The 25,892-nt window shown below is 36.8% G+C and carries 23 protein-coding genes; all 23 read left to right on the plus strand.

What is annotated here, in order from left to right:
- The first annotated feature begins 39 nt into the window (after positions 1 to 39).
- Positions 40 to 942: a carbohydrate ABC transporter permease gene (locus tag ACR65M_RS03505; protein WP_440272530.1), complete on the plus strand. Its 903-nt coding sequence runs from the start codon at positions 40 to 42 to the stop codon at positions 940 to 942.
- A complete protein-coding gene (locus tag ACR65M_RS03510; RefSeq protein ID WP_121445994.1) occupies positions 939 to 1,790 on the plus strand; it encodes an ABC transporter permease subunit in 852 nt (283 codons plus the stop codon). The genes ACR65M_RS03505 and ACR65M_RS03510 overlap by 4 nt, the downstream gene beginning before the upstream one ends.
- Positions 1,791 to 1,877: 87 nt before the next feature.
- Positions 1,878 to 2,903 (plus strand): LacI family DNA-binding transcriptional regulator, encoded by a 1,026-nt coding sequence (locus tag ACR65M_RS03515; RefSeq protein WP_341331482.1) that lies wholly within the window; start codon positions 1,878 to 1,880, stop codon positions 2,901 to 2,903.
- A 76-nt stretch (positions 2,904 to 2,979) separates the two neighbouring features.
- Positions 2,980 to 3,918, plus strand: a complete 939-nt coding sequence (locus ACR65M_RS03520) for an ROK family protein (protein WP_440272531.1) — start codon at positions 2,980 to 2,982, stop codon at positions 3,916 to 3,918.
- Positions 3,915 to 5,381, plus strand: coding sequence for a glycoside hydrolase family 1 protein (locus tag ACR65M_RS03525; protein ID WP_440272532.1), 1,467 nt, complete (start codon positions 3,915 to 3,917; stop codon positions 5,379 to 5,381). The genes ACR65M_RS03520 and ACR65M_RS03525 overlap by 4 nt, the downstream gene beginning before the upstream one ends.
- Positions 5,382 to 6,146: 765 nt before the next feature.
- A complete protein-coding gene (locus ACR65M_RS03530; RefSeq protein ID WP_440272533.1) occupies positions 6,147 to 7,517 on the plus strand; it encodes a sigma-54 interaction domain-containing protein in 1,371 nt (456 codons plus the stop codon).
- Positions 7,518 to 7,778: 261 nt separating this feature from the next.
- Positions 7,779 to 8,885, plus strand: coding sequence for a chitobiase/beta-hexosaminidase C-terminal domain-containing protein (locus ACR65M_RS03535; protein ID WP_440272534.1), 1,107 nt, complete (start codon positions 7,779 to 7,781; stop codon positions 8,883 to 8,885).
- A 195-nt stretch (positions 8,886 to 9,080) separates the two neighbouring features.
- The gene (locus ACR65M_RS03540; RefSeq protein WP_440272535.1) at positions 9,081 to 10,376 is read left to right on the plus strand and encodes a CitMHS family transporter; all 1,296 of its coding nucleotides are present in this window, start codon (positions 9,081 to 9,083) and stop codon (positions 10,374 to 10,376) included.
- Positions 10,377 to 10,392: 16 nt separating this feature from the next.
- Positions 10,393 to 11,700, plus strand: a complete 1,308-nt coding sequence (locus ACR65M_RS03545) for an acyclic terpene utilization AtuA family protein (RefSeq protein WP_440272536.1) — start codon at positions 10,393 to 10,395, stop codon at positions 11,698 to 11,700.
- A gap of 5 nt (positions 11,701 to 11,705) precedes the next feature.
- Entirely contained in the window at positions 11,706 to 12,026 is a 321-nt protein-coding gene (locus tag ACR65M_RS03550) for an AtuA-related protein (protein WP_341331489.1), read from the plus strand.
- Positions 12,027 to 12,413: 387 nt separating this feature from the next.
- On the plus strand, positions 12,414 to 13,100 hold the full coding sequence (locus tag ACR65M_RS03555) for a GntR family transcriptional regulator (protein WP_121445998.1): 687 nt from the start codon (positions 12,414 to 12,416) through the stop codon (positions 13,098 to 13,100).
- 96 nt (positions 13,101 to 13,196) lie between these two features.
- Positions 13,197 to 14,219, plus strand: a complete 1,023-nt coding sequence (locus ACR65M_RS03560) for a C4-dicarboxylate TRAP transporter substrate-binding protein (protein ID WP_440272537.1) — start codon at positions 13,197 to 13,199, stop codon at positions 14,217 to 14,219.
- Positions 14,220 to 14,230: 11 nt separating this feature from the next.
- Positions 14,231 to 14,728, plus strand: coding sequence for a TRAP transporter small permease (locus ACR65M_RS03565; RefSeq protein ID WP_440272538.1), 498 nt, complete (start codon positions 14,231 to 14,233; stop codon positions 14,726 to 14,728).
- A gap of 5 nt (positions 14,729 to 14,733) precedes the next feature.
- Positions 14,734 to 16,014, plus strand: coding sequence for a TRAP transporter large permease (locus ACR65M_RS03570; RefSeq protein WP_341331494.1), 1,281 nt, complete (start codon positions 14,734 to 14,736; stop codon positions 16,012 to 16,014).
- A gap of 78 nt (positions 16,015 to 16,092) precedes the next feature.
- Entirely contained in the window at positions 16,093 to 17,181 is a 1,089-nt protein-coding gene (gene uxuA, locus ACR65M_RS03575; protein WP_440272539.1) for a mannonate dehydratase, read from the plus strand.
- The gene (locus ACR65M_RS03580) at positions 17,165 to 18,013 is read left to right on the plus strand and encodes an SDR family oxidoreductase (RefSeq protein WP_440272540.1); all 849 of its coding nucleotides are present in this window, start codon (positions 17,165 to 17,167) and stop codon (positions 18,011 to 18,013) included. The genes uxuA and ACR65M_RS03580 overlap by 17 nt, the downstream gene beginning before the upstream one ends.
- A 68-nt stretch (positions 18,014 to 18,081) precedes the next feature.
- Complete coding sequence (gene yiaK, locus ACR65M_RS03585; protein ID WP_440272541.1) at positions 18,082 to 19,089, plus strand: 3-dehydro-L-gulonate 2-dehydrogenase; 1,008 nt, start codon at positions 18,082 to 18,084, stop codon at positions 19,087 to 19,089.
- Positions 19,090 to 19,179: 90 nt separating this feature from the next.
- A complete protein-coding gene (locus tag ACR65M_RS03590) occupies positions 19,180 to 20,196 on the plus strand; it encodes a zinc-binding alcohol dehydrogenase family protein (RefSeq protein ID WP_440272542.1) in 1,017 nt (338 codons plus the stop codon).
- Between the two features lie 514 nt (positions 20,197 to 20,710).
- A complete protein-coding gene (locus ACR65M_RS03595) occupies positions 20,711 to 21,727 on the plus strand; it encodes a substrate-binding domain-containing protein (protein ID WP_121446006.1) in 1,017 nt (338 codons plus the stop codon).
- A gap of 186 nt (positions 21,728 to 21,913) precedes the next feature.
- On the plus strand, positions 21,914 to 22,678 hold the full coding sequence (locus tag ACR65M_RS03600) for a sugar phosphate isomerase/epimerase family protein (protein WP_440272543.1): 765 nt from the start codon (positions 21,914 to 21,916) through the stop codon (positions 22,676 to 22,678).
- Positions 22,679 to 22,747: 69 nt separating this feature from the next.
- Positions 22,748 to 24,052 carry an ABC transporter substrate-binding protein gene (locus ACR65M_RS03605; protein WP_440272544.1) on the plus strand — a complete coding sequence of 435 codons (1,305 nt, stop codon included), beginning with the start codon at positions 22,748 to 22,750 and terminating at the stop codon, positions 24,050 to 24,052.
- Between the two features lie 62 nt (positions 24,053 to 24,114).
- Entirely contained in the window at positions 24,115 to 25,062 is a 948-nt protein-coding gene (locus tag ACR65M_RS03610) for a carbohydrate ABC transporter permease (protein ID WP_341331501.1), read from the plus strand.
- Positions 25,059 to 25,880: a carbohydrate ABC transporter permease gene (locus ACR65M_RS03615; RefSeq protein ID WP_440272545.1), complete on the plus strand. Its 822-nt coding sequence runs from the start codon at positions 25,059 to 25,061 to the stop codon at positions 25,878 to 25,880. The genes ACR65M_RS03610 and ACR65M_RS03615 overlap by 4 nt, the downstream gene beginning before the upstream one ends.
- Positions 25,881 to 25,892 lie beyond the last annotated feature (12 nt).

Consider the following 25,892-nt stretch of genomic DNA (forward strand, 5'->3'; position numbering starts at 1 on the left):
ATCAAATTAATGAAAAAGTGTTAAATTTAATATGGATAGGTGTTTTATATATGTCTCATTTGGCTAGGTCAGTTCATATACATAGCGCCTTTCTTTATCATTTTTGCCATTATTGGGCTTTACCCAGCTTTATTTAGTTTTTACCTAGCCTTCCAAAAATGGAACGGGTTAAGCCCGATGACATTTAATGGATTAGCTAATTTTGAACTCGTGTTGACCGACCCACTGTTTTGGAAATCAGTCTATAACACGATTGTAATGGGGATTATGGGTACGGCCCCACAATTACTTGTTGGTCTTATTCTTGCCTACTTATTAAATATGACGTTTCTTAAGTTTAAAGGATTTTTTCGAGTCACGATTTTTATGCCCTATTTAACGTCAATGGTGGCAGTAGCCCTTATCTTTAGTGTGTTGTTTAGCAATCATGAATCTTCACTTGCCAATTATGTGCTTACTCATTTCTTTGGACTGGATCCTATCGCTTGGGCTGCATCGGAATGGGGAACGAAAATTGCCATATCAATCATGGTGTTCTGGAGATGGGTAGGGTACAATACCATCATTTATTTAGCAGGGATTCAAAGTATACCGAATGATTTATACGAGGCAGCTACTGTCGATGGTGCCAATAAGTTTCAACAGCTCTTGTATATTACAATCCCAATGATGAAGCCATTTATCATCCTAACTGTCTTCACTTCAACCGTTGGCGCCATGCAATTATTCTCTGAACCTACTGTTTTCTTAGGTGCGGATGCTTTTACAAGGGATGAAGCGATGACGATTGTGATGTACCTATACCGAGATGCGTTTCGATTACAGTCATTTGGAACAGCTTCAGCAACAGCGATCATACTGTTAGTCATCATTTCTGTGTTTGCTGTCCTTAATATTAGATTAACGCAAGGCTTTGGAAGAAAGAGGGGTGTCAGTAAATGAGTACTGTAGCAAAGAAAAAACGAAAAAAGATCTCCGTAAGCAGAACACTTGTATATTTGTTTTTACTCATTGCTGCTGTCCTCTCCTTGTTTCCATTTTATTGGATGTTCGTGATGGCGACACGGCCAAGTGCCGCGTATAACAGTATTCCGCCAACTTTAACACCAGGAACAATGTTAGTTGAAAATTTTAAGAAGGTACTTAATCAAATTGACTTCTTCGGTGGAATGTGGAATTCGTTTGTACTGTGCGCAGTTGTTACAATCGTTGTACTCTTTATTAGTTCATTAGCAGGCTTTGCGTTTGCGAAGTTTAAATTTCCAGGCAAAAACATATTCTTTGTTGCCATCTTAGTAACGATGATCATACCGCCACAGCTAGGATTAATTCCTCAATATTTCTTAATTTCAAAAGCAGGGCTTCTGGATACATTACCAGGGGTTATGATTTTATTCTTTTTAAATCCATTAGGAATCTTTCTGATGCGACAGTATATTACTGAAGCCGTTCCGGATGAATTGATTGAAGCTGCGAAATTAGATGGATGTTCGAACTTCCGTATTTACAGAGGAATTGTTTTACCGATTATTTTACCAGCATTTGCGACGCTTGGTATCATTGTCTTTACAGCCGTTTGGGGAGAATTCCTCTGGCAGTTTACAGTATTACGTGATCCAGAAATGTATACCATTCAGGTTGCATTGGCACAATTGAGCAATACGCATAATGTTGATTTTGGTATGATTTTATCTGGTGTATTCTGGGCGACGGTTCCATTATTAATTATTTTCTTATTATTTAACCGATTGTTTATTTCAAGTATTACGGAGGGGTCCGTAAAATCATGAATTTTCCTGCCAAGCTATTGTTTCACTCTGTAACTCTTAGTAATCTAGCAGTAGGAAGATTTTTAACGGAATAGAAGGGATAACACGATGAGTTTAACGATAAAAGACATTGCACAAATGGCAGGAGTTTCTCAGGCAACCGTTTCAAAGGTGATCAATAATTACGGTGGGATAAGTGAGAAAACAAAAAGTAAGGTCCTGACGGTTATTAATGATATGGGGTATGCGCCTAACTTTTCAGCTCGTGCACTAGCAACAAAAAAATCCAATCTGATTGGTCTAATCTATGCTGGTAAGATCAATGTTGATATGACGCATCCCTATTTCAATGAGGTAATTTCAACCTTTAAGAAAAATATTGGATTACTAGGGTACGATATCTTAATGTTTTCCAACGAACATTTTCTACAAGATCAAGGCAGTTATTTAGCTAGATGCAAGCATTTTAACGTGGATGGCTGTTTAATTATTGCAGGTGAAAAAGTAGAGGATGCGACCTATGAGCTTGCGGAAAGCGGTTTCCCTTGTATAGGAATCGATATTGAATTGACAGGACCTAGGGCTAGCTATGTCATAACAGATAATGAGAATTTATCACGAAAAGTGGTTGAACATTTTTATTTGAATTCGATTCGGAAAATTGGCTTTATCGGCGGAATGAGAGATTCTGTCATTTCGAATTACCGGTTGGAAGGTTTTAATAATGCGATTAATCAGTTTGGTCTTGAGAAAAGAGACGAGTGGATCCAATACGGTGACTATAATGAGGAAAGTGGTTATCGTTGCATGAAGGAAATACTTAGTTCGAAGAATTATCCAGAAGCTATTTTCGCTGCATCAGACTTAATGGCACTAGGTGCAATCAGGGCTATTAAAGAAGCTGGATTACAAGTTCCACGTGATATAAGAGTGGTTGGATGTGATGACATTGCGGCTTGCCGATACAGTGATCCTGCCTTGAGTACTGTGAAACAGGAGAAGGAGAAAATCGGAAAGCTTTCCGCTTATATGTTAAATGATTTAATTGAGGGAAAATCAAAATTAAAACCTGTGTTTACAGACTCTGAAGTGATCGTCAGGGATTCGTGTGGCACGAAGAAAGCCTTCTGGTAAATTCAGATTATCTCGACTTGAATTTAGTAGAAAAAGAAGAACAACAAGAATGGATGAGGTGTAAGGGGGGGTTACGGTGAACTATTATGCAGTTTTTGATGTTGGTGGTTCCACAATCAAATATTCCCTTATGGATGAAAGATGTGGTTTTTTGGAGAAGTCTTTTCTTCCAACACCTAAAGATGGCATTGACTCTTTTATAGATGCGATTGATTCAGTGGTGAAGGAATTTCAAAAAAGTCATGTTCTACGTGGCATCACCTTAAGTATGCCTGGAGCTGTAGATGTGGAATCTGGATATATTAAAGGTTTTACGGCAATTCCATATATACATGGTCCCAATATAAAGGAATTAATCCAAGAACGAACGAAACTTCCGGTCGAGCTCGAAAACGATGCGAATTGTGCAGGATTAGCGGAAGGGTGGATTGGTGCTGCGAAAGATGTCAATGACTATATTTGCATTGTGATTGGTACTGGAATCGGCGGAGCACTTGTCCTTGATAAAAAAGTTCGACGTGGAAAGAATCTATTCGGCGGTGAATTTGGCTATATGATTCTCGAAGATTATTTGAATCAACCAATCGGGGAAACTTGGAGTTCGCTTGCCGCTACGTTTGGCTTAGTTATGCAGGTCGCAAAGCGTAAAAACCTAGATCCACATACACTTGATGGGCTAAAAGTATTTGAAATGGCGGATGAAGGCGACCTCGAAGTACAAGATGAAATTGATAAGTTTATTAAACGCTTGGCAGTCGGGGTTTATAACTTGCAATACATCATTGATCCAGAAAAAATACTAATTGGAGGCGCCATTAGTAATCGTAAAGGTTTTATTGATCAAATTAATGAAAAGCTTAAGGTGATGAAGCCGAATGACGAATGTATCGACATTCAAATCTATCCATGCCAATTTGGTAATGACTCAAATTTAATCGGTGCGCTATGCCATTTTTTACAAAGAGAGTCAGCACGTCCAGTTGTTAGTTTAAATGATAAGGAGGGAATACGTTGATACATGAGGAATTAAAGCCATTTCCTAGTACATTTTTATGGGGGTCTGCCTCTGCAGCCTATCAAGTAGAAGGGGCATGGGATGAGGATGGAAAGGGTCCCTCTAACTGGGACAACTTTGTTCGAATTCCTGGTAAAACGTTTAAAGGGACAACAGGTGATACAGCAGTCGACCATTACCATCGGTATAAAGAAGATGTCCGTCTGATGGCGGAAATGGGGTTGAAAGCCTACCGATTCTCCGTTGCATGGAGTCGAATTTTTCCAACAGGCAAAGGGGAAGTCAATGAAAAAGGCATCCAGTTCTATAGTGATTTAATTGATGAACTACTGTCACATAATATTGAACCGATTCTAACCATCTATCACTGGGATTTACCACAGGCGCTTCAAGATGAGTACGGTGGTTGGGAATCTCGTAAGATAGTCGAAGACTTCACCAACTATTCCGTTACCTTATTTAAGCATTTTGGTGACCGTGTGAAGTACTGGGTGAGCTTAAATGAACAAAACATTTTTACTAGTTTTGGATATCGAACAGCCCTTCACCCTCCAGGCGTAAAGGATGAGAAACTGTTCTATCAAGTGAACCATCACGCGAATCTTGCAAATGCGAGTGCGATTAAAGAGTTCCGTAACTATGTACCAGATGGCAAGATTGGTCCAAGTTTCGCATACTCTCCTTCCTATGCTGCGACCTCTCACCCTGACGACATCCTTGCCGCAGAAAATGCGGAAGAGTTTAATGCTCATTGGTGGATGGATATCTATGCATGGGGAACGTACCCTAGGGTTGCGTGGGATTACTTAGAACGAAAAGGCGTGGCTCCAACACTTGAGAGTGGCGACCTCGATTTATTAAAAGAAGGTACACCTGATTTCATGGGATTAAATTATTACCAAACGACAACCTTTGAAAAGAACACATTAGATGGCGTGTCTGCAGGTAAAATGAATACATCCGGAAAAAAGGGCAGTTCCCAAGATACCGGTGTACCTGGTCTCTATAAAACAATCAAAAATGAAAATCTCGAACGCACAAATTGGGATTGGACCATAGATCCAACTGGACTGCGAATAGCCCTTCGCCGCATTACAAATCGCTACCAGTTGCCAATCTTAATCAGTGAAAATGGATTAGGTGAGTATGATACTCTTGAAGAAGGCGATATCATAAATGATGAGTACCGTATTCAATATCTGCAAGCTCATCTTCAAGCAGTTCAAGAAGCTATTAGTGATGGCGTGGATATGTTAGGATATTGCACCTGGTCATTTACAGACCTTTTAAGCTGGCTAAATGGTTTCCAAAAACGCTACGGATTTGTCTACGTGAATCAACATGAAGAAGGAACGCACGATCTCCGCCGTATCAAAAAGAAAAGCTATTATTGGTATAAACAAGTCATTGAGACAAATGGTAGTATACTAGAATTTGCGGAAACGAGTAGAGAGAGAAAGTAAGAATTGAATATGTTTCCTATTGGAAAGTAGAAGGTTGATTTTCCGGACTTTTACAAGAAAACGGGGATGTTACAAATGCAATTGGTGAGCATTTGTAAATCTAAAGCCTAATTTCTCAGAGGTATTGAGGAATTGGGTTTTTATTTTGGCCATTTTTTTGTAAATATTGTGAATTTACACAAGGAGTATTTCCTTTTTATGTTTATAATTGAAGAAATTAATGTTATATCCTGTTAAGGTGAGATTATGCGATGGAAACTTCGTATCCCGTTAATACTATTTGTTTTTGGAATGATATCAGCGATTTATCAGTTTTTTTCCAACACCCAGAAACTACCGTAGTTTATTTATATAGGAATAATAGGAATTATCATATGGTTTCTTGAAAAGACAGGGATTAACGAAAAAAAGATGCACTTTTCTATTGTTGTGATTCTAATAGTAATTGGTTTATTTTCAGATTACATTACTTCTTAATGTAGCAAGTTTGTAAAGACTTTAAATTAGACAATTTGAAGAAAGCATTTGTTCAACCTGTTTCTCAAACAGTATATTCTCCCTGGTTCAGGCAAACTAGGCAGGAAATCCTAATTCAAGAAAAAAGAGATTGCCCATCGGTGTGATAAAGTAGCTTACTTTTCCATATTTTTATAACATTTTACAGTGAAAAGTTGGTTTTTAACTATTAAATCCTAAATAAGTATCATATAATTTTGATGATTCATAAAAATACAATACTTGTTGGTGAATAAAGGAGCTGTTCAAGTGCTAGATGTAAGTAATAGGATCGGATGGCTTGAAGGAATTATTGAGGCGGTTCATGATGGAATTTTAGTGATTGACAAAGATGGAATTGTTCAGTTAGTAAATGAAGAGTATACGAATATTACAGGTGTAAGAAAAGAACAAATCATTGGTAAGCCTCTTACTGTAGTTCGACCTGGCGCACTATTACCAACGGTACTGAGAACTGGAATGTCCATCGAAGGTGTATTCCGAAAAGAAAAGGACCTGGAGTATGTAGTTGATATGGCTCCCATTTTTGAAAAGGGTGAAATCATTGGCGGAGTATCTGTTTGTAAAAGTGTACCTGAGGTATATCAGTTATCATTAGAATTAAAGAAAAATAAACAACGTGTCAATCAATTGGAGAAAGCGATAGGCCACATTCATCAAGTAAAATATACATTCTCAAATATGGTTGGGGAAAATCAGCGATTCAAAAAGCTTATTAAACAAGCCAAGAAAATAGCGCCAACTGACTTAAATGTTTTAATTACGGGAGAATCAGGCACAGGAAAGGAACTATTCGCTCAAGCTATTCATCATTCTAGTTCACGACAGGCATATCCCTTCGTTCCTGTGAATTGTGCTGCAATTCCAAGTTCTCTTCTTGAAAGCGAATTGTTTGGTTATGAAGAGGGTGCTTTTACGAATTCAAAGAAGGACGGGAAGGTTGGTTTATTCGAGCTTGCAAATAAAGGGACACTATTTCTTGACGAAATAGGGGACATGCCCACCGACCTTCAGGCGAAGCTGCTTCGGGTGTTACAAGAGGGGACCTTTCGAAAAATAGGCGGATTAAAAGAAGAACATATTGACGTACGTATCATTGCAGCAACTAATAAGGATTTATTAAATTTGGTAAACAAAGATCGTTTCCGGGAGGACCTATATTACAGGATTAACACGGTGCATCTTGCTGTACCTTCCCTTCGAGAGAGAAGGGATGATATTCCAAAGTTTGTTTCTTCCTTAATTAATGACCAGAGTGAATACGCACATTTTGAAATTGAAGAAGAGGTTATGAAAACGCTAATGCAGTATGATTGGCCAGGGAATATCCGAGAGTTAAAAAACACGATTCATTACGCAATGAACATGGCTGAACATGATGTTATAACATTCGAAAATCTTCCAGAAACCATTAAATCCCTCTTTCAACATCAAAAAGGAAAGCCACAATCCCATCAATCTTTAGAAGAATTGTTAAGAGAAACAGAAAGGAAAGCAATATTGGCTGTGCTTCATGAAACTGGGTTATCGGTAAAAGGCAAGAAGGCAGCAGCAAATAAATTAGGAATTTCATTAGCGTCTTTATATAATAAAATGTCAAAACTACAAATAAATCTATAATTTCTAATATCTAAGAATCCGAGCAAATATGTTTCTAGCTCTTTAGAAACCTTATTCTTCAATGAATGAAGGTACATTTTAAACAATAGGTTTCTAAAAAATTAGAAATAACAAACTTAGTATAGATACTTAAGCCTTGTAATCTAGGGCTTTTTTTATTTGGCACGAAAGTTGCATTAAATATGATTAAGTAAGTCAACAAGAAGGGAGGACTAGTTTCGATTAAATATCAAAAAACTTTCATTGGGAGGTATTGAGATATTGAAGAAAAGTCTTTTTCAAAAATTGATCATTTCATTGGTATTCACGTTGCTTTTATTGTCTTTCTTTAGCTTAAATACGTTTGCTAAGGGGAATCAAGGGGAGGTTGCTAAGCCGGTATCGTCTGTTGCGCCTGGTTCTTATTACAGAGCTCAACTTGTTGAGTTAAGTTCACCTACACCGAATGTTAAAATTTTTTACACGACCGATGGAAGCGATCCAATAAATAATGGTCAAGTTTATTCTGAGCCAATACTAGTAGAGGAAGATACGATAATTAAAGCAATAGCCGTTCGTGGTAACGTAAATAGTAAAGCTTTAGCTGGTAGCAAAGGTAAAACCCGAAGTGAGATTGCTGTTTTTACATTTACTTTTGAAACAAGAGCATCCATTGCTAATAAATTTTTAAGCTTTACGTATGATGGAATGCCGTACCGACTTTTTGTACCGGAGCATTATGACACTTCTGAATCTTATCCTCTAGTATTGTTTTTACATGGTGGGGGAGAGCGTGGAACGGATAATGAAAAGCAACTTCTGTCTAATGATGGCGCTATCATTTGGGCTGCTCCTGAAAATCAGGCCAAACATCCAGCTTTTGTATTAGCACCTCAAGCCCGTAATGTTCATGACGGAGGTTTCACGGTAACTCGTGATTCTAATAATATAGTCAATCTAAGCAAAGTATTTGAGTATTCTAAGGATCTTGGGAAAGCACATGAAATTCTTCAACACGTAATCAAAGAATATAATATTGATACTAGTCGTCTTTATTCAACCGGCTTGTCCCAGGGTGGATACGGTACGTTTAATTTAAATATCAAATACCCTAATTTGTTTGCGGCTATGGTTCCAATTGCAGGTGGAGGGGACCCAGCTGAAGCTAATAAACTTATAGACAAACCGATTTGGGCTTTTCATGCTGAAGACGATGCAGTTATTCCAGTTGAACACACAAGAGATATGATTGAAGCAATCAAAAATGCTGGCGGAAGCCCTATTTATACAGAATACGAAGCAGAACTTCGCTACAATCATGGTTCATGGGTACCTGCGTATGAAAATAGCGAAATGATAGAGTGGGTTTTTAAACAGGTTAACAAATAACAGTAGGGTTGATTTTAGAGAAATTCAAGAGAAAAGGATTGTTTCGACAGTCTTTTTCTCTAAACGGTAAGAATTTAGATTCGTTAAACAATGACAACCGTTTTAAAACAATACCTTATATTTTAGAAGAGGTATTAGGTAGCACAACAATTACATTATTATTGTAAGCGTTGTAAAAAAAGAGGGGGGCTTTTAATGTTAGCATTATTAGGTTTTTTAACGATCGCAATCTTTTTGTATCTCATTCTATCAAAAAGAGTTTCTGTGATTGTTGCTTTAATTTTGGTTCCAATCGTATTTGGATTATTTACAAGTGAGCGAGGGAATCTAGGTAGTATGATTTTAGATGGGGTTTCCGGGGTTGCTCCGACAGGAATCATGCTAGCATTTGCTATTTTGTTTTTTGGATTAATGAATAGTGTAGGATTATTTGATCCAATTATCTCTAATGTTTTAAAAATGGTTAAAGGTGACCCTTTAAAAATAGTAATCGGTACTGCGGTTATAGGAATGGTGACCCACCTTGATGGTTCTGGTGCTTCTACCTTCTTAATTACAATTCCTGCCTTACTTCCACTTTATAATCGTTTGGGGATGAGTCGTCTGGTACTTGCAGGTGTTGTAGCACTTAGTGCGGGCACCATGAACTTGGTTCCATGGGGCGGTCCAACTGCACGTGCTGCAAGTGCATTAGGAGTCGAGGCCAATACTTTATTCACACCGGTTATCCCTGCAATGATTGCTGGTCTGATTTGGGTCTTATTTGTTAGTTATTTATTAGGGAAGAAAGAAAGAGAACGCATTGGAGTAAAAGAACTCCAATATGAATTTAACCAGGAACTAAGTGAAAAAGAATTAAGCATAAAAAGACCAAAATTATATTGGTTCAATCTTTTGTTAACAATTTTAACTCTAGTTGCCCTTGTGAAAGTCTGGCTACCTTTACCAATCGTTTTTATGGTAGCGTTTGCTATTGCACTTATTGTGAACTATCCAAAGCCAAAGGATCAGCAAGACCGAATCACTGAACAGGCAAACGGCATGGTGACAGTAGTAACCATAATTTTTGCAGCGGGTATCTTTACAGGTGTCCTATCCGGAACCGGAATGATTGAAGCCATGGCCAACGCTATGGTCAGTGTAATTCCAGATAGCACAGGCTCTTTTATGGCGCTGCTTGTTGCAATTACCAGTATGCCTCTTAGTTTAGTATTTACCCCAGATGCTTATTATTTTGGTGTATTACCGATTTTAAGTGAAACAGCCAGTGCCTTTGGAGTGGATTCAGTTGAGATAGGACGTGCAGCAATCTTAGGACAAATGACCACCGGTTTTCCATTGAGTCCTCTTACGGCTTCTACTTTCCTTTTAATTGGTTTAGCGGGTGTAGAACTTGGAGATCATCAACGTTTTATATTTAAATGGGCTTTTGGTACAACGATTGTGATGACGATTGTTGCATTTTTAACTGGTGCGATTTCTATTTTTTAATTGAGGAGTGTTTATCTTGTTGCGAATTGGTTCTGGAGCCGGCTTTGCAGGAGACCGTATTGAACCTGCCAAGGCACTAGTGGAAGAAGGAAACCTGGATTATCTTATTTTAGAAGGATTGGCTGAGCGTACAATCGCTTTATCACAAAAACAAAAGCAAATAAATCCATCCCATGGATACAATGAATATTTAGAGGAGCGAATTCGGATTTTGCTGCCTATTTTATTAAAAAAGAATGTACGTTTGATTACCAATATGGGAGCAGCCAATCCAACTGGGGCTGCAAAGAAAATAATTGAAATTGCTAAAGAAATGAATCTGACATGCAAGGTCGCTACAGTAACAGGCGATGATGTATTGGGGAAAATAAATGGGAATTACAAAGTGTTCGAATCTGGTAAAAGACTTAGAGATTATGAACCTGTTATTTCTGCTAATGCCTATCTTGGCATTGATTCATTGTTACCTGCGTTAGAAACAGAGGCTGATATAATTGTTACAGGACGAGTCGCAGATCCATCCCTATTTCTAGCTCCTATCGTACATCATTATGGATGGAATCTTGAAGACTATGAATTGATAGGTCAAGGTACGTTAATAGGTCATTTATTGGAGTGTGCAGGACAAATTACAGGAGGCTATTTTGCTGACCCTGGACGAAAAGATGTTCAAGGACTTGAAAATCTAGGGTTTCCCTATGCAGTAATTGAACCTAATGGCAATGCGACGATTACAAAATTAGACAATACTGGTGGCACCATTTGTCTACAAACAGTAAAAGAACAATTATTATATGAAGTTCATGACCCTGAAAATTATATCACTCCTGATTGTATTGCTAATTTTTCCACAGCAAAACTAGAAGAGGTTGGAAAAGACCAAGTCCGTGTATCTGGAGCATCCGGAAAAAGAAAGCCAGATACATTCAAGGTTTCAGTTGGCTATCACGCAGGTTTTTTAGGAGAGGGAGAAATTTCTTTTGCAGGAATTTCTGCATTAGAAAGAGGGGAATTAGCTCAGGATATTTTAGAAAAAAGACTATTAAAAAGTTTTCCTGACTTAAAGACAGATTTGATTGGCGTATCTTCTCTTCATCATGGACAGATCGGTAACTATCGACCATATGAAGTACGAGTACGAGTGGCCGCTCTTTGCGGGACTGTAGAAGAAGCGAAAACAATTGGTCATGAAGTGGAAGCCTTATATACGAATGGACCTGCCGCTGGAGGTGGCGCAAGAAAAAGAGTCGAAGAGGTCATTGGAATTGTCTCCACCTTTATCAATCGAGAAGAGATTACCGTAAACACAGAGATTTGGGGGTGAAAGTAATGGAAAAAATAAAATTAATAGACATCGCTCATAGCCGTTCAGGAGACAAAGGCAATACACTTAACATCTCGTTGATTCCTTACAAAGAGGACGATTACGAATGGCTCTCCTCTAGTGTCACAGCAGAAAAAGTGAAAGACCACCTAAAGCATATTGTAAAGGGTAAAGTAACGAGATATGAGCTACCCAACATCAAAGCATTTAACTTCGTATGTGAAGAAAGTTTAATGGGAGGTGTGACAACATCACTTGCGATTGATACACATGGAAAAAGCCTCAGCAATGCTTTATTAGAAATGGAAATTGAGCGGGGAAAATGAGGTTTTAATTCGGGCTTAGAACTAAATATCTTGGAAAAGAAGATGAGGGTACTCATCTTCTTTTTATTTTACATAGAAAAGTGGGTTAAATATCTAGTATTAAATACTAAAGAAAATTAATTATATAACCATTTTATTTTGAGTTATTTAAATAGAAAGGAAAATTTTCTACAATATCAAATCTATTGTTTGTTTCCTAAGAAAAGTTATTTTTATTATCACCAGTTATTTACTAGAATAGTATAGTCAAAAGAATAATATTTTCAGGGAATAATAAACAATTCGTTATTTTTAAAAAAATAAATATTTTCTAAAAAAACCACTACCATACTTGTATGGTAGTGTGGTAATATAAGAGTCGTAAAGAAAAGGAGGGCTATAATCTAAATGTTAGACATTAGTGCAAAACATAAAGTTAGCAATTACTCAACAAGAGACTATGTATATGAAGTATTAAAAGAAAACATTATCTCTCTCAAGTTAGAACCAGGAAGAAGTATTTCAGAAAAAGAGATTTCTGAAATGATCAATGTTAGTAGAACGCCGGTTCGAGAAGCATTTGTAAAATTGGCTCAAGAAGATTTACTTGAGGTTTATCCTCAAAGAGGTACATACATTTCTCTAATTGATTTGAAACATGTAGAAGAAGCAAGGTTTATTAGGGAACATCTCGAAAGAGCAGCAGTGAAAGAAGCTTGCTATAAATTATCAAGTGAAAATCTTTTAAAACTAAAACATAATCTCAGTTTGCAAATATTGTGTGTGGAAGAAAAAAATTATACAAGGTTATACGAACTGGATGAAGAATTCCATCACACGATAACCACTGAAAGTGGTAGGCCACTTATCTGGAATGTTATTCAACAAATGAATGCTCATTTAAACCGATTTAGAATGTTAAGTTTGGCCGCTAATTATAATTGGGAATTAATATTGTCTCAGCACCAAACCATCATAACAGCGATAGAAGAGAGGAATCCTGAGTTAGCGGAAAAAGCCATGGAAGAACATTTAACGAAGATGCTATTTGAACAAGATGACTTGAAGAAGGAATATAGCCAGTATTTTAAATAACAAATTTTTTTCAATTGGATTGTAAGCGCTTTATATCGGGGTTTAAAACGTAGTACATGATCTACGTAAAAATAAAATATCAGGGGGAATTAGGAGATGAATGTTAAAGGCAAGGTATTTTCAGTTTTACTTATTCTTTCCATGTTATTGTTATCTGCATGTAAAGGTGATCAAGTAGCAGGCGATGGTAATGAGTCCGGTGATAAGAAAGGTAAGTACACTTTAAAAATAGCTACAGCATTGACTGAATCAGACCCTATTTATCAAGGATTGGTAGCACTTAAAGAAAGTGTTGAAGAAAAAACAAATGGTGAAGTAGTGTTTGAGATTTTTGGAGGGGGCTCACTTGGGGAAGATAGTGACATTATTGAACAAGCAAAAGTAGGGGCAAATGTAGCAGTTCTCACAGATGCTGGTCGATTAGCGGAGATGGTTCATGAAATTGGTATATTATCAGCACCGTATTTGGTTGATAGTTATGAAGAAGCTAATAAAGTTGTACAGTCAGATTTATTTAAAGGTTGGGAACAAAGGTTGGCAGATGAACAAGATCTGCAAGTTCTGTCTTTTAACTGGTATCAAGGGGATCGTCACTTATTAACAAACAAAAAAATTGAAAAACCAGAAGATCTTAAAGGCATTCAAATGAGAACAGCAGGATCACCTATATCGCTAGAAACTGTATCAGCTATGGGAGCTAGTCCTGTTGGCTTAGCATGGGCCGAAGTGTATCCAGGTCTACAACAAGGTGTTATCGATGCTGCAGAAGCACATCATTCCGCTACCTTTGGTGCCAACTTACAAGAGGTTATTGGTTATATTACTAAAACAAGTCATTTCCAGTTATTAACGGGTCTTGTTACTTCAGCAGACTGGATGGAAAGTCTTCCAAAGGAATATCAAGAAATCATTTATGAAGAGTCAATTAAAGCGGCAGAGGTTGCATCTAATAATATTTTGAAAATGTCAGCAGATTTTGAACAAAAATTAATAGATGCTGGTGTAGAAGTTAATGAAGTAGACATTGAACCGTTTAAAAAAGCGACGGATAAGGTTTATGACAAGTTTGATGGATACCAAGATTTACGTAAAGAGGTTAATAAAATACTAGGAAAATAGAGAGTGATACTATGATAAAAAAAATTGCTAAAGGATATGTGAAGGCTGAAAATTTTATCACAAATTTTCTCATGATCGGTATTGTAATTTTTGTCTTTTTGGCTGCAGCCATGAGATGGGTAGGATACCCCATCTCTTGGTCCGTTGAATTTGCACAATTATTATTTGTTTGGGCAATTTTCTTAGGCGCTAACCGTTGTTTGCGAGAAGATAAGCACATTAGTGTTGATTTTCTTACAAAAAAACTCCCAAGGAAATTAAGTTTTGGGATAGAAATTCTAATGAACATATTTGTATTAGCATTTCTTATTTTCTTAGGGTATTACGGAATTCTATTAAGTGTTGAGAATTCAGAAAGAATGATTAATAATCTTTCTCTTAGCTATTCTTTGGTAACTCTTTCTGTACCTATTGGAAGTATTCTAATGATTATAACTCTCCTGGTTAAACTAAAAGGAAAATTTCATTTTACTAAAAACGTTTCGGGAAATGTAAATATAAAGGGGTGAGATAAATGTTACTTGTTGCTGTGATTTTCTTCATTTTACTATTTCTTAACATGCCGGTGGCATTTGCAATTGGAATTGCCAGTTTATCCTTTTTTCTATTTTCACCCAATCTTCCAATTGAAATAGTAACTCAAAGGATGGTTGCTGGTACACAGTCTTTTCCTTTACTCGCTGTTCCATTCTTTATTTTGGCTGGTAACTTAATGAATTCATCTGGCATTACATCACGTCTTATTCGTTTTGCAAATTCTCTTACGGGACATTTAAGAGGAAGCCTTGCTCACGTGTCAATCGTTCTAAGTACAATCATGGGTGGTGTATCTGGATCAGCAAATGCTGATGCAGCGATGCAAAGTAGAATTCTAGGACATCAAATGGTTGCAAGGGGGTATTCGGGTGGATATTCTGCTGGTGTTATCGCAGTAAGTTCATTGATTACAGCAACTATTCCACCAAGTATTGGTCTTATTTTATATGGATATGTCGGGGAAGTTTCAATTGGAAAGCTGTTCTTAGCAGGGGTAATCCCAGGGATCCTTATGATGGTTTTCTTAATGGTTGTATCCTATGTAATTGCCAGAAAGAGAGGATACGATGAGAATGTTGTAATGAAGAAAGCAACTCTCAAAGAAGTGGGTGTTTCTTTCAAAGAAAGTATTTGGGCTCTATTATTTCCAGTTATCCTTATAGTGGGTATTCGCTTTGGAGTATTTACTGCCTCTGAAGCCGGAGCGTTTGCTGTTGTTTATGCACTTGTTATCGGTTTCTTTGTTTATAAAGAACTGAATTGGAAAAATTTTATCGAATCAATAGAACAGTCTGTCATTGATAATGCATCGATTCTATTAATTATTGCAACATCATCCATCTTAGGATTCCTCATTACATACGAAAGATTACCAAATAATGCTGCAGACTTTTTAATTGGTCTAACAAGCAATTCAACCCTGCTGTTAATTTTAATATTAGTATTTCTTGTTGTTGCAGGTATGTTTATTGAGTCCACTGTTCTCGTTTTACTATTAACGCCAATCTTTTTACCTATCGTTGAACAAATTGGAGTAGACCCTGTTCATTTTGGGATTTTAATGATGACAATTGTCACCATGGGCGGAATGACTCCACCAGTAGGAGTAACGATGTATACGACGACCTCCATTATGAAAGTTCCAATCGAGGATTATGTAAAGGAATCAATGCCATTTTTACTTGGTGTAATTGCATTATTAGCATTGTTACTGTTAGTACCTGACATTGTTTTATTCTTACCAGAATTACTTATGTGAGTTTTTGAGTATTGAAGAATTGTAACCCTATTAAGCTTTGTATCTATTTCAAAAAATGATGACCGTAGGTGAAGAAAATTGAAAATGGTATTTAGGTGGTTTGGAGACGGAAATGATCATGTGAGCCTCTCCGAAATAAAACAAATTCCGGGAGTTAGCGGGGTTGTATGGTCACTACACGATCTTGAACCTGGTGAAAAATGGCCAAAGGAAAGAATTCAAGAAATGAAAAGCTTAGCTGACAGATATCAATTTAATATAGATGTAGTCGAAAGTGTAAATGTCCATGAAGATATCAAATTGGGACTCCCAACACGAACTAAGTACATTGAAAATTATATACAGACAATTAAGGAACTAGCGAGTGTCGGTGTAAAGGTAATTTGTTATAATTTCATGCCTGTGTTTGATTGGATTCGGACAGATTTGTTTAAGGAAATGGAGGATGGATCAACAGCTTTATTTTATGAAAAATCAAAGGTAGAAAATATGAATCCAGAAGAACTTGTAAACAGATTCTCAAACTATCAAGATTCTACTTTGCCAGGTTGGGAACCTGAACGAATGGGGAAGCTTTCAGAGTTATTTGAAGCCTATAAGGATTTTACAGAAGAAATGCTTTGGGACAACTTACAGTATTTTTTAGAAAGAATCATACCAGTTGCAGAAGAATATGACATTAAAATGGCTATTCATCCGGATGATCCACCGTGGTCAATGTTTGGTTTACCAAGGATAATTACGAATAAAGAAAATATTTCAAGGTTATTAAGTATCGTAGATAGCCCATACAACGGAATAACTTTATGTAGTGGTTCCTTAGGAGCAAATGAATCAAATGATATCTCTGAAATGATTAGGGAGTTTGGAAGTAGAATCCACTTTGCACATATTCGTAATATTAAGCGATTTGAAAATGGAGATTTTATTGAAACATCGCATAGAGAGAGTGATGGTTCACTTGATATCGTTGGAATTGTAAAGGCTTACCATGATATTGGTTTTACAGGATATGCCAGACCAGATCATGGTAGACACATATGGGAAGAAAAGTGTCGACCTGGATACGGACTATATGATCGCGCACTAGGCATTATGTATATTTGGGGCATATGGGATTCACTTCAAAGAATGAAGGGAGAACATGTTAATGTTATTACGAAGTGAGGGACTAAAAGGTAAAGTTGCTGTTATCACAGGTGGTAGTGGAGTGTTGTGTAGTGCGATGGCAAAGGAACTTGGAAGACAAGGTGCCAAAGTAGCTATTATTAATAGGAATTTAGAAAAGGGAAAAGTAGTTGAACAAGTCATCACCGATGCAGGAGGAGAAGCTTTGGCGATTTCTTGTGATGTTTTAAATAAGAATGATGTACAAAAAGCAAGAGACATCATAACTGAAAAACTAGGCGTTTGCGATATATTAATTAATGGTGCAGGAGGAAACCATCCGAAAGGAATTACTACGAAAGAAACTTTTAACATAGATGATCTTGAGAATGATCAAATTCAGACTTTTTTTGATTTAACGACAGAAGGATTTGGTTTTGTTTTTGATCTTAATATACTAGGGACATTGATCCCAACTCAAGTTTTTGCAAAGGACATGGTAAATCGAAAAGGGACTGTTATCATCAATATGTCGTCGATGAGTGCACCTTCCCCCATGACAAAGGTTCCGGCATATAGTGCTGCAAAGTCTGGAATAGAAAATTTAACCAAATGGTTAGCTGTTCATTTTGCTGATTCTGGAATTCGTGTTAATGCTATTGCACCAGGTTTTTTCTTAACAGAACAAAATCGTAATCTATTAACGAATGATGATGGTTCTCTAACTGAGAGATCGAACAAGATCATAGGGCATACTCCAATGAGAAGATTTGGTAGACCGGAAGACTTATTAGGTACATTATTGTGGTTAGTTGACGAGAATATGTCAGGATTTGTTACTGGTATAACAGTTCCAGTTGATGGTGGATTTATGGCTTATTCAGGAGTTTAGATATTTTAATAGTTATATCAAACTGCCAAGTTAAACTTTTACACTATTCTTAGAAGGGGAGTATGAACATGACGAGGATCAGCTTTGAAACGATGAAAAGTGAGATTAAAAGGGCATTTGTCAATGCTGGCATGAGTGAAGAAAAAGCAGAAATTTGTGCAAGGGTTCATACAGAGACTAGTTGCGATGGTGTCGCTTCTCATGGGCTTAATCGTGTTCCACGTTTTGTAGATTATATCAAAAGAGGTTGGGTAGACGTTGATGCGGAACCAACGTTAGTTAAAAAATTGGGTGCTATTGAGATTTACAATGGTAATCGTGGCCCAGGAATACTAAATGCACTAACTGCAATGGATCGAGCGATGGAAATTGCGAAAACGTATGGTGTTGGAATTGTTACTTTACAAAATACAACCCATTGGATGCGTGGAGGTACGTATGGATTAAAAGCTGTAAACAATGGGTTTATTGGGATTTGTTGGACCAATACAGAGTCCGTTATGCCAGCATGGGGAGCAAAAGACACCAGGGTAGGAAATAACCCGTTTGTCATGGCTGTTCCGCGTAAAAAGGGACATATTATTTTGGATATGGCAATGTCTCAATATTCGTACGGAAAACTACAAACGACGGAGTTGAAAAATGAGCTATTACCATTCCCAGGCGGTTTTGATGAGGAAGGAAACCTAACAAGAGAACCAGGTCCAATTGAGAGAACAAAGCGGATTTTACCAATGGGGTACTGGAAAGGTTCTGGATTTTCTATTTTATTAGATGCTATTGCGGCTATCATGTCTGGTGGACTATCAACCAATGAAATTGATAAGGTACAGGAAGGAAGTTGTGGAGGGTGTTCCCAAGTATTTATCGCCTTGGACCCTAGCCAAATCAATGGAGAGGATCATACAGAAAAGATTACAGATGGTATTGCAGAATTTATTAAAGCTTCTGAACCTGAACAAGATGGCGGTCAAGTCTATTACCCTGGAGAAAACTCATTAAATAATCGCAACAGAAATATGGAACAAGAAATACCTGTTGATGATGGTATATGGAAAGAAGTATTGTCTCTATAGAGTGAATAAGCCTCAGATTCGAATAGAACTTTTTGTAGAAAATAGAACACGCGCTTAGAAGCATTCGATATTATAAAAAGGAGAATGTAGATGAAAGCGACTTATGTAACGGAACCTGGAAAATTGGAAATAAAAGAGATTGCTGAGCCCCAAATCACTAATGCTTATGCTGTGAAAATCAAGGTTAAAGCAGGTGGCATTTGTGGTTCGGATATACATATTTATCATGGAACTTCTCCAGTAGCGACGTATCCTAGAGTTTTAGGGCACGAAATCGTGGGTGAAATTGTTGAGGTTGGTGAGTTAGTAAAGAAATTTAAGGTACAAGATCGAGTTGTAATAGATCCTATTATTAATTGTGAAGAGTGTTATCAATGTAAAAAGAATAGACCAAATTTATGTGTAAAATTAAGGGTTCGAGGTGTACATGAAGATGGTGGTTTCAGGGAATATCTTGTAACACCAGAAAAGAACATTTTTAAAATACCAGACTCTGTCTCCTATGAAGAAGCGGTAATGATTGAGCCATTTACAGTTGCTGCGCAAGTCAATTCACGTGGGCAAGTGGAAAAAGATGATTATGTTTTTATAATGGGTTCCGGACCTGCAGGACTGTGTGCACTAAAAGTGGCTAAAAACAAGGGAGCCATCTGTATTGTTTCGGACTTAGTTGATGAAAGGCTTGAAAATGCAAAAAGGCTAGGAGCAGATTATGTAATTAATGCAGGAAAAGAAAATGTAAATGAAAAGATTGATAAATATACACAACATATTGGTGCAAATGTTGTGATAGACGCAGTTGGAAATGCTAGTTCATTTGAACAAGCAATTGAAGTAGTAAGTAAAGGCGGCAGGATTGTAGTTTTAGGTTTTACCGATAGACCATCTAAAATACCGCAATTACTAATTACAAAAGATGAGTTAGATATATGTGGTTCTAGACTACATGCTAATAAGTTCCCGGAAGTCATTGATTGGTTCAACAAGGGAGAAATCACAGGGAAAGACTTTATATCGCATATCTACCCATTTGAAAAAATTCAGGAAGCCATTCATCTGGTGGAGACTGAACCAATGAAGGTTTCAAAGGTAGTATTGACGTTTTAATAAAGTGTAAGAAACCATTTAAGTGAAGTTTCAACAGGGAATATTTATAGAAAGGTCGAAGCTTCCTCGACCTTTCTTCATACAAATTGTCTAGCAACATTCTTAATTTCTTCTTCATATTATGAAGAAAACAAATTAAGTTAGATATCCGTGAAGAGCATCTTATGAACCCCGAATAGGGACTATATCTCGTTCATCTCCAAAGCGTACAAGCTGACTAATTTCATATCTTCTTACAAATTACCAACCTTAATATAACTTTTTCACCAAAGATCACGTTACAAATAAAATTTGGATCTAAAATAGGCCAAAAGTTCTAAGTGTTTTTTAAATAAATAAAATTTTCTAAAAATACTTGAAAGTTAAAAAAGGATTCTTTATACTAATGGTGAAGAACAAGCATTTGGAACCTTTTTACATATAAAATGCAACCGGTTACATTTGTGTCATTCTCTTAAAATAATATATAGACTTACTAAACAAGCTAATATGGGAAACGATAAGGAGAAATATCATGGCCAAAATGAGTGATGTTGCAAAATTAGCAAATGTATCAAAAGCTACTGTTTCACGGGTATTGCAACATCCAGAGACAGTCAAAGAACAAACTCGAAAAAAAGTACTACATGCAATAGAACAACTAAACTATCAACCGAATTTGCTTGCCAGACAATTTCGTAGAACGGAAACAAAAACAATACTCGTTGTTGTTCCAACCATTATGAATAATGTATTCCCTCAAATTATTGGAGGGATTGATGCTGCAGCAAATGAGCACGGGTTTAAAGTTCTGTTAGGAAATACCAATCGAGATCCTGAGAAAACATCAATCTTTATTAATGAATTAAAACAAAAACAAGTGGACGGGATGATTTTATTAACAATCCCACTTGAGGAAAAGGTGATAAATGAGGTTGCAGCAAAGTATCCGGTTGTTCTAACTTCGGATTACAATGAGGGATTAAATATTCCTACCGTAGCCATTGATAATATTAGTTGTGGACGAGAAGCTACGGAACATCTGATTAAGCTTGGTCATAAGAGGATAGCTCATATTACTGGACCACTTGAAATTTCAATAAGCAGGGATAGATTAAAGGGGTATCACCAAGCAGTACTACAGCACGAAGTGGATTTAGATAGTTTACTAGTACAAGAAGGTGACTATTCTTTTGAATCTGGATATAATCAGATGCTAAAGTTATTGGCTATAGAAAATCCGCCAACTGCCGTGTTTGCTGGAAATGATGTCATGGCAATGGGTGTTGTGAAAGCTGCAAAATCACAGGGACTCAAAGTACCGGAAGATATAGCTGTTGTAGGTTTTGATAATATTAAGTTTTCAGAGATTTTCGAGCCTGCCTTGACTACAATCGAACAACCATTTTTTGAAATGGGGAAACGCTCAATGGAGTTATTACTCCAGCAAATTAATGGAGAAAAGCTAACAAGATTAAAACATGTACTAAATGCGAGGTTGACGATTAGAGATTCCTGCGGTTTTAAGAAAGCAACAGTTATAGAAAAATAGCTATATAGTTTTTTTATACAACAAAAATGTAATCGGTTTCAAAGTTTATTTTACGTTTTCTCATAACAACAAGGTTAGAGCTTGTTTTTTGATGAAATAATGTAACCGGTTTAATAGATTTTTAAGGAGGTGAAAAAAGAAGCTTCGTTACATAAAAAGAAAATTCTTAGTAAAAGGAGAGTTAAAATGATAAACATTCCGATTGGACTACAAATGTTTTCACTACGAAATGAATGTAGTAATGACTTTGTAGAGACATTAGAAAAAGTCGCAGAACTCGGGTATCAAGGGGTTGAATTTGCTGGATATTACGGTCTCCCTGCAAATGAGTTAAAAAAAGTGATCGATCATCTTGGTTTAAAAGCTACATCAAGTCATATTCCTTTATCCTCTTTAGAAGAAAACTTACGTGAGATTATCACCTACGAACAAGCAATAGGAAACGACAAAATTGTTTGTCCCTTCCTTCCTCCAGAACGACGAAAAGAAGAAGATTATCTACACCTAATCAATAGTTTGAATCATATTGGGCAAGAGTGTCAAAAAGAAGGAATTACATTCTGTTATCACAATCATGATTTTGAATTACAACTCCTATCGAATGGACGTACCGCACTTGAAACACTTCTAGATGAAACTAATCCTGAATGGGTAAAAGCAGAGTTAGATATTTATTGGTTAACAAAAGTTGGTGAAGATCCGGTTAAGTGGTTGCAGCGTTATAAAGGAAGAACACCACTTGTTCACTTAAAGGATATGACAACGGACGGTGAACAATTTTTCGCTGAATTAGGGACAGGTGGAGTAGATATAGACGGGGTATTAAAGCAAGGACCGGCATCAAATGTAGAATGGTTCATTGTTGAACAAGATCGTTCAAGGCGCTCCCCACTTGAAAGTGTTGAAATGAGTATTCAATATTTGAAAAAGAAGTCAGTTCTATCTAGTTAAATAATAGTTTGTAATAGGTAATAAAGTTAGAATCTTACTTTTTATATTAGATAATCAGGAGGTTGAATAATGAAAAAGTTGCTTACTATATTTACGATGTTAGCTGTATTATTATTAGCTGCTTGTGGGTTAAATGGTGGTGGTTCAACAAGTGAAACATCATCAGGAAAGGCAGAGGACAGTAAAAGTAATGAGGGTAAGAAAGTGTTAGAATTCTGGCATATTGATCCAGGTGAAAAAGAAAAGATTTATGAAGAAGCCGTTGCTAGATTTGAAGAAAAACATCCTGATGTCGACGTAAAGGTTCTTCGGATACCGAATGATGCTTTTAAACAAAAACTTTCTGTTGCGATGTCAGGTAATGAAGCTCCCGATGTGTTTAGTAACTGGGGGGGAGGCTGGTTAAAGAACTTTGTTGACCAAGGTAAGGTGTTAGAACTTACGGAATCAACCGATAAGGCTCATTTTAATGAACTTGCTCTTGCTAATACAACGTTTGATGATAAAGTATATGGTCTTCCTTTAGGTTTATCAATTGATGTTGTGTTTTACAATAAAGAAATTTTTGAAAAATACGGATTAACACCACCTAAAACATATGATGAATGGCTCTCAGTGATTGATACATTAAAAGATAACAATATTATTCCAATCGCTTTAGCAAATCAAACAAAATGGCCAGGGGCTTATCTGTTTATGAACTTTGCAAGCCGTATTGCAGGTCCTGAATTATTTGATAGCGCGTTTAATAGAAAAGGCAGAGGTTTCGATGATCCAGCATATGTTCAAGCAGGCGAATATCTACAAGAAATGGTTGAAAGAGAAGCGTTTAACCCTGGGTTTAATGGTGTCCCTTATGATGAAGGACAAGGTCGCCAATTACTTTATTCCGGACAGGCAGCCATGATGGATATGACAATCTCTTTCGTAAACAACGTAAGACAAGAAGCACCTGAATTTGAAGAAAAGCTAGACTTTTTCTTATTCCCAACTGTTGAAGGTGGGAAAGGTGATCAAACCCAAGTAGGAGCTGCAACAGGACCGGTTTGGTCAGTAGCGAAAAACAGTAAATATCCTGACTTAGCAACTGAATTAGCCATAGAACTTACAAGTGCAGAAACTGCTCAAAATTATATGGATCGTACAGGTTCACTATCAGGTATAAAAGATGTTAAGCCAGCAGACGAGTTTACAAAACGTTTTTATGAGGTTGTTCAAGGTGCAACACATTTGCAAATGCCATATGATCAAACACTTCCTCCAGAATTGGCAGAATTGCATAAAGATACGACCCAAGCCATTTATGGGTTGGATATGACACCAGAAGAAGCCGCTGAGAAAATGGAAGCAAAAGCAAAAGAGGTTTTAGAGTAACTTAAAGAGGGAGGGGAGCCTCCCCTCTCTTACACATACATAAAAAAGGAGGGGGATATATAATGGAAACAACAGAAGTTAAAGTAACAAACACAAGGTCAATTGTAAATGTTGCATCTCGTACAAAACAAAACAAATTTAAAAGTGCATTAACCATCGGATTGTTTGTAGCACCAGCGTTAATCGTTTATTCAATTTATGTGATATACCCAATTTTAACAACGTTAATGTACAGCTTCTACGATTGGGATGGAATGGGTGTCGGAGTATTTATAGGACTACAAAACTATATTGATCTATTCAAAGATGCTATTTTCTGGAAGGCCCTTACAAACAATACCTGGGTTGTATTAACATCCGTTTTTGTTCAAATTCCATTAGGTTTAATTATGGCCCTTATGCTGTTTGCGCCTATTAAAGGGATTAGGTTTTTCAGCAGTATTTACTTTTTCCCGTTTCTTATGTCAACAGTTGCAATCGGAATGTTATGGGTATTGATGTTTGACCCAATCAACGGAATGATTAATCAGTTTATTAATTTGTTTGGCTTTGAAAATGTTGCGTGGTTGAGCCAGACTAACACTGCCCTTTTTGCTGTACTCCTCGTTATTGTATGGCAATTCGCACCTTTCTACATGATTCTTTTTAAAGCTGCGATTGTCGGAATTCCAGAAGATTTGTATGAAGCAGCGGAAATTGACGGCGCGAATCCTTTAACGAAGTTTTTTCGTATAACCCTTCCATTATTGATGCCAACCATTGTTAGTTCTTCGATATTAGCAATTGTCGGGTCGTTAAAAGCGTTTGATATATTCTATATTATGACCGGCGGAGGTCCTAACCATGGGACAGAGTTATTAGGTACATATATGTTTAAGCAGGCATTTATTAACTTTAACATGGGGTATGCTAGTGCAATTGCCTTTGTGATGTTCTTTGTTGCACTTTTTGTCACCATTATTATTCAAGTGATGGATTATTATCGTAAAAAGAGAGGGGCCTACGTATGACGATTGGATTTAAAAAGATACCACTTTATGTCGTTGCAGTTTTATTGCTAGTCTTCACAGGTTTTCCCTTTTTATATATGATCTCAACATCATTGAAGACACAGGGTCAATTTTTTGAGAAGCCATTTGCACTATTTTCTTCTTTTAATCTTGAAAACTTCCAAACTGTCTTTGAAATGGGATTAAGCCGATACTTTATAAACAGTATACTTGTTTCTACTGTAGCAGTTTTTGCAGTAATGATTATTGCGGCTCTAGCAAGTTACCCATTAAGCAGAATGAAATTTAAATTAAATAAACTATTGTTTTTATTGTTTATTTCAGGAATGATGCTTCCTATTCATGCAACGCTTATTCCCATTTTTAAACTTTCGCAAAGCATGGGGGTACTTGATACTATTTGGGCATTGTTAGGGCCATATATTGCATTTAGTTTGCCAATTTCAATCTTTATTTTAACTCAATTTATGCAAGAAATTCCGAAATCACTTGAGGAAGCCGCGAAAATAGATGGATGCAATCACTTCCAAATCTTCTGGCGAGTTATTCTTCCAATGCTAACTCCTGCCTTAATGACAGTTTTAATCTATAATTTCATTCATTTGTGGAATGAATTTATCTTTGCACTAGTCCTAATTTCTAGTCCAGAAAACATGACATTACCTCTAGGTTTACAAGATTTTAAAGGCGAATTTTCAGTGAATATTCCTGGTTTGATGGCCGCTTTGACACTTGCTAGTCTTCCAATCTTGGTTGTCTATCTATTCTCACAAGAAAAAGTTGTAAAAGGTCTTGCTGGGGGTGCAGTAAAGGAGTAAAGAAAGGATGGT

This window comes from Ferdinandcohnia sp. SAFN-114 (assembly GCF_059415045.1).

Excerpts from the sequence above, each read along its gene's own strand:
- ACR65M_RS03510 (WP_121445994.1), top strand. The coding sequence starts at position 939 with ATGAGTACTGTAGCAAAGAAAAAACGAAAAAAGATCTCCGTAAGCAGA.
- ACR65M_RS03515 (WP_341331482.1), top strand. The coding sequence starts at position 1,878 with ATGAGTTTAACGATAAAAGACATTGCACAAATGGCAGGAGTTTCTCAG.
- ACR65M_RS03540 (WP_440272535.1), top strand. The coding sequence starts at position 9,081 with ATGTTAGCATTATTAGGTTTTTTAACGATCGCAATCTTTTTGTATCTC.
- ACR65M_RS03550 (WP_341331489.1), top strand. The coding sequence starts at position 11,706 with ATGGAAAAAATAAAATTAATAGACATCGCTCATAGCCGTTCAGGAGAC.
- ACR65M_RS03555 (WP_121445998.1), top strand. The coding sequence starts at position 12,414 with ATGTTAGACATTAGTGCAAAACATAAAGTTAGCAATTACTCAACAAGA.
- ACR65M_RS03560 (WP_440272537.1), top strand. The coding sequence starts at position 13,197 with ATGAATGTTAAAGGCAAGGTATTTTCAGTTTTACTTATTCTTTCCATG.
- ACR65M_RS03565 (WP_440272538.1), top strand. The coding sequence starts at position 14,231 with ATGATAAAAAAAATTGCTAAAGGATATGTGAAGGCTGAAAATTTTATC.
- ACR65M_RS03570 (WP_341331494.1), top strand. The coding sequence starts at position 14,734 with ATGTTACTTGTTGCTGTGATTTTCTTCATTTTACTATTTCTTAACATG.
- ACR65M_RS03580 (WP_440272540.1), top strand. The coding sequence starts at position 17,165 with ATGTTATTACGAAGTGAGGGACTAAAAGGTAAAGTTGCTGTTATCACA.
- yiaK (WP_440272541.1), top strand. The coding sequence starts at position 18,082 with ATGACGAGGATCAGCTTTGAAACGATGAAAAGTGAGATTAAAAGGGCA.
- ACR65M_RS03590 (WP_440272542.1), top strand. The coding sequence starts at position 19,180 with ATGAAAGCGACTTATGTAACGGAACCTGGAAAATTGGAAATAAAAGAG.
- ACR65M_RS03595 (WP_121446006.1), top strand. The coding sequence starts at position 20,711 with ATGGCCAAAATGAGTGATGTTGCAAAATTAGCAAATGTATCAAAAGCT.
- ACR65M_RS03600 (WP_440272543.1), top strand. The coding sequence starts at position 21,914 with ATGATAAACATTCCGATTGGACTACAAATGTTTTCACTACGAAATGAA.
- ACR65M_RS03605 (WP_440272544.1), top strand. The coding sequence starts at position 22,748 with ATGAAAAAGTTGCTTACTATATTTACGATGTTAGCTGTATTATTATTA.
- ACR65M_RS03610 (WP_341331501.1), top strand. The coding sequence starts at position 24,115 with ATGGAAACAACAGAAGTTAAAGTAACAAACACAAGGTCAATTGTAAAT.
- ACR65M_RS03615 (WP_440272545.1), top strand. The coding sequence starts at position 25,059 with ATGACGATTGGATTTAAAAAGATACCACTTTATGTCGTTGCAGTTTTA.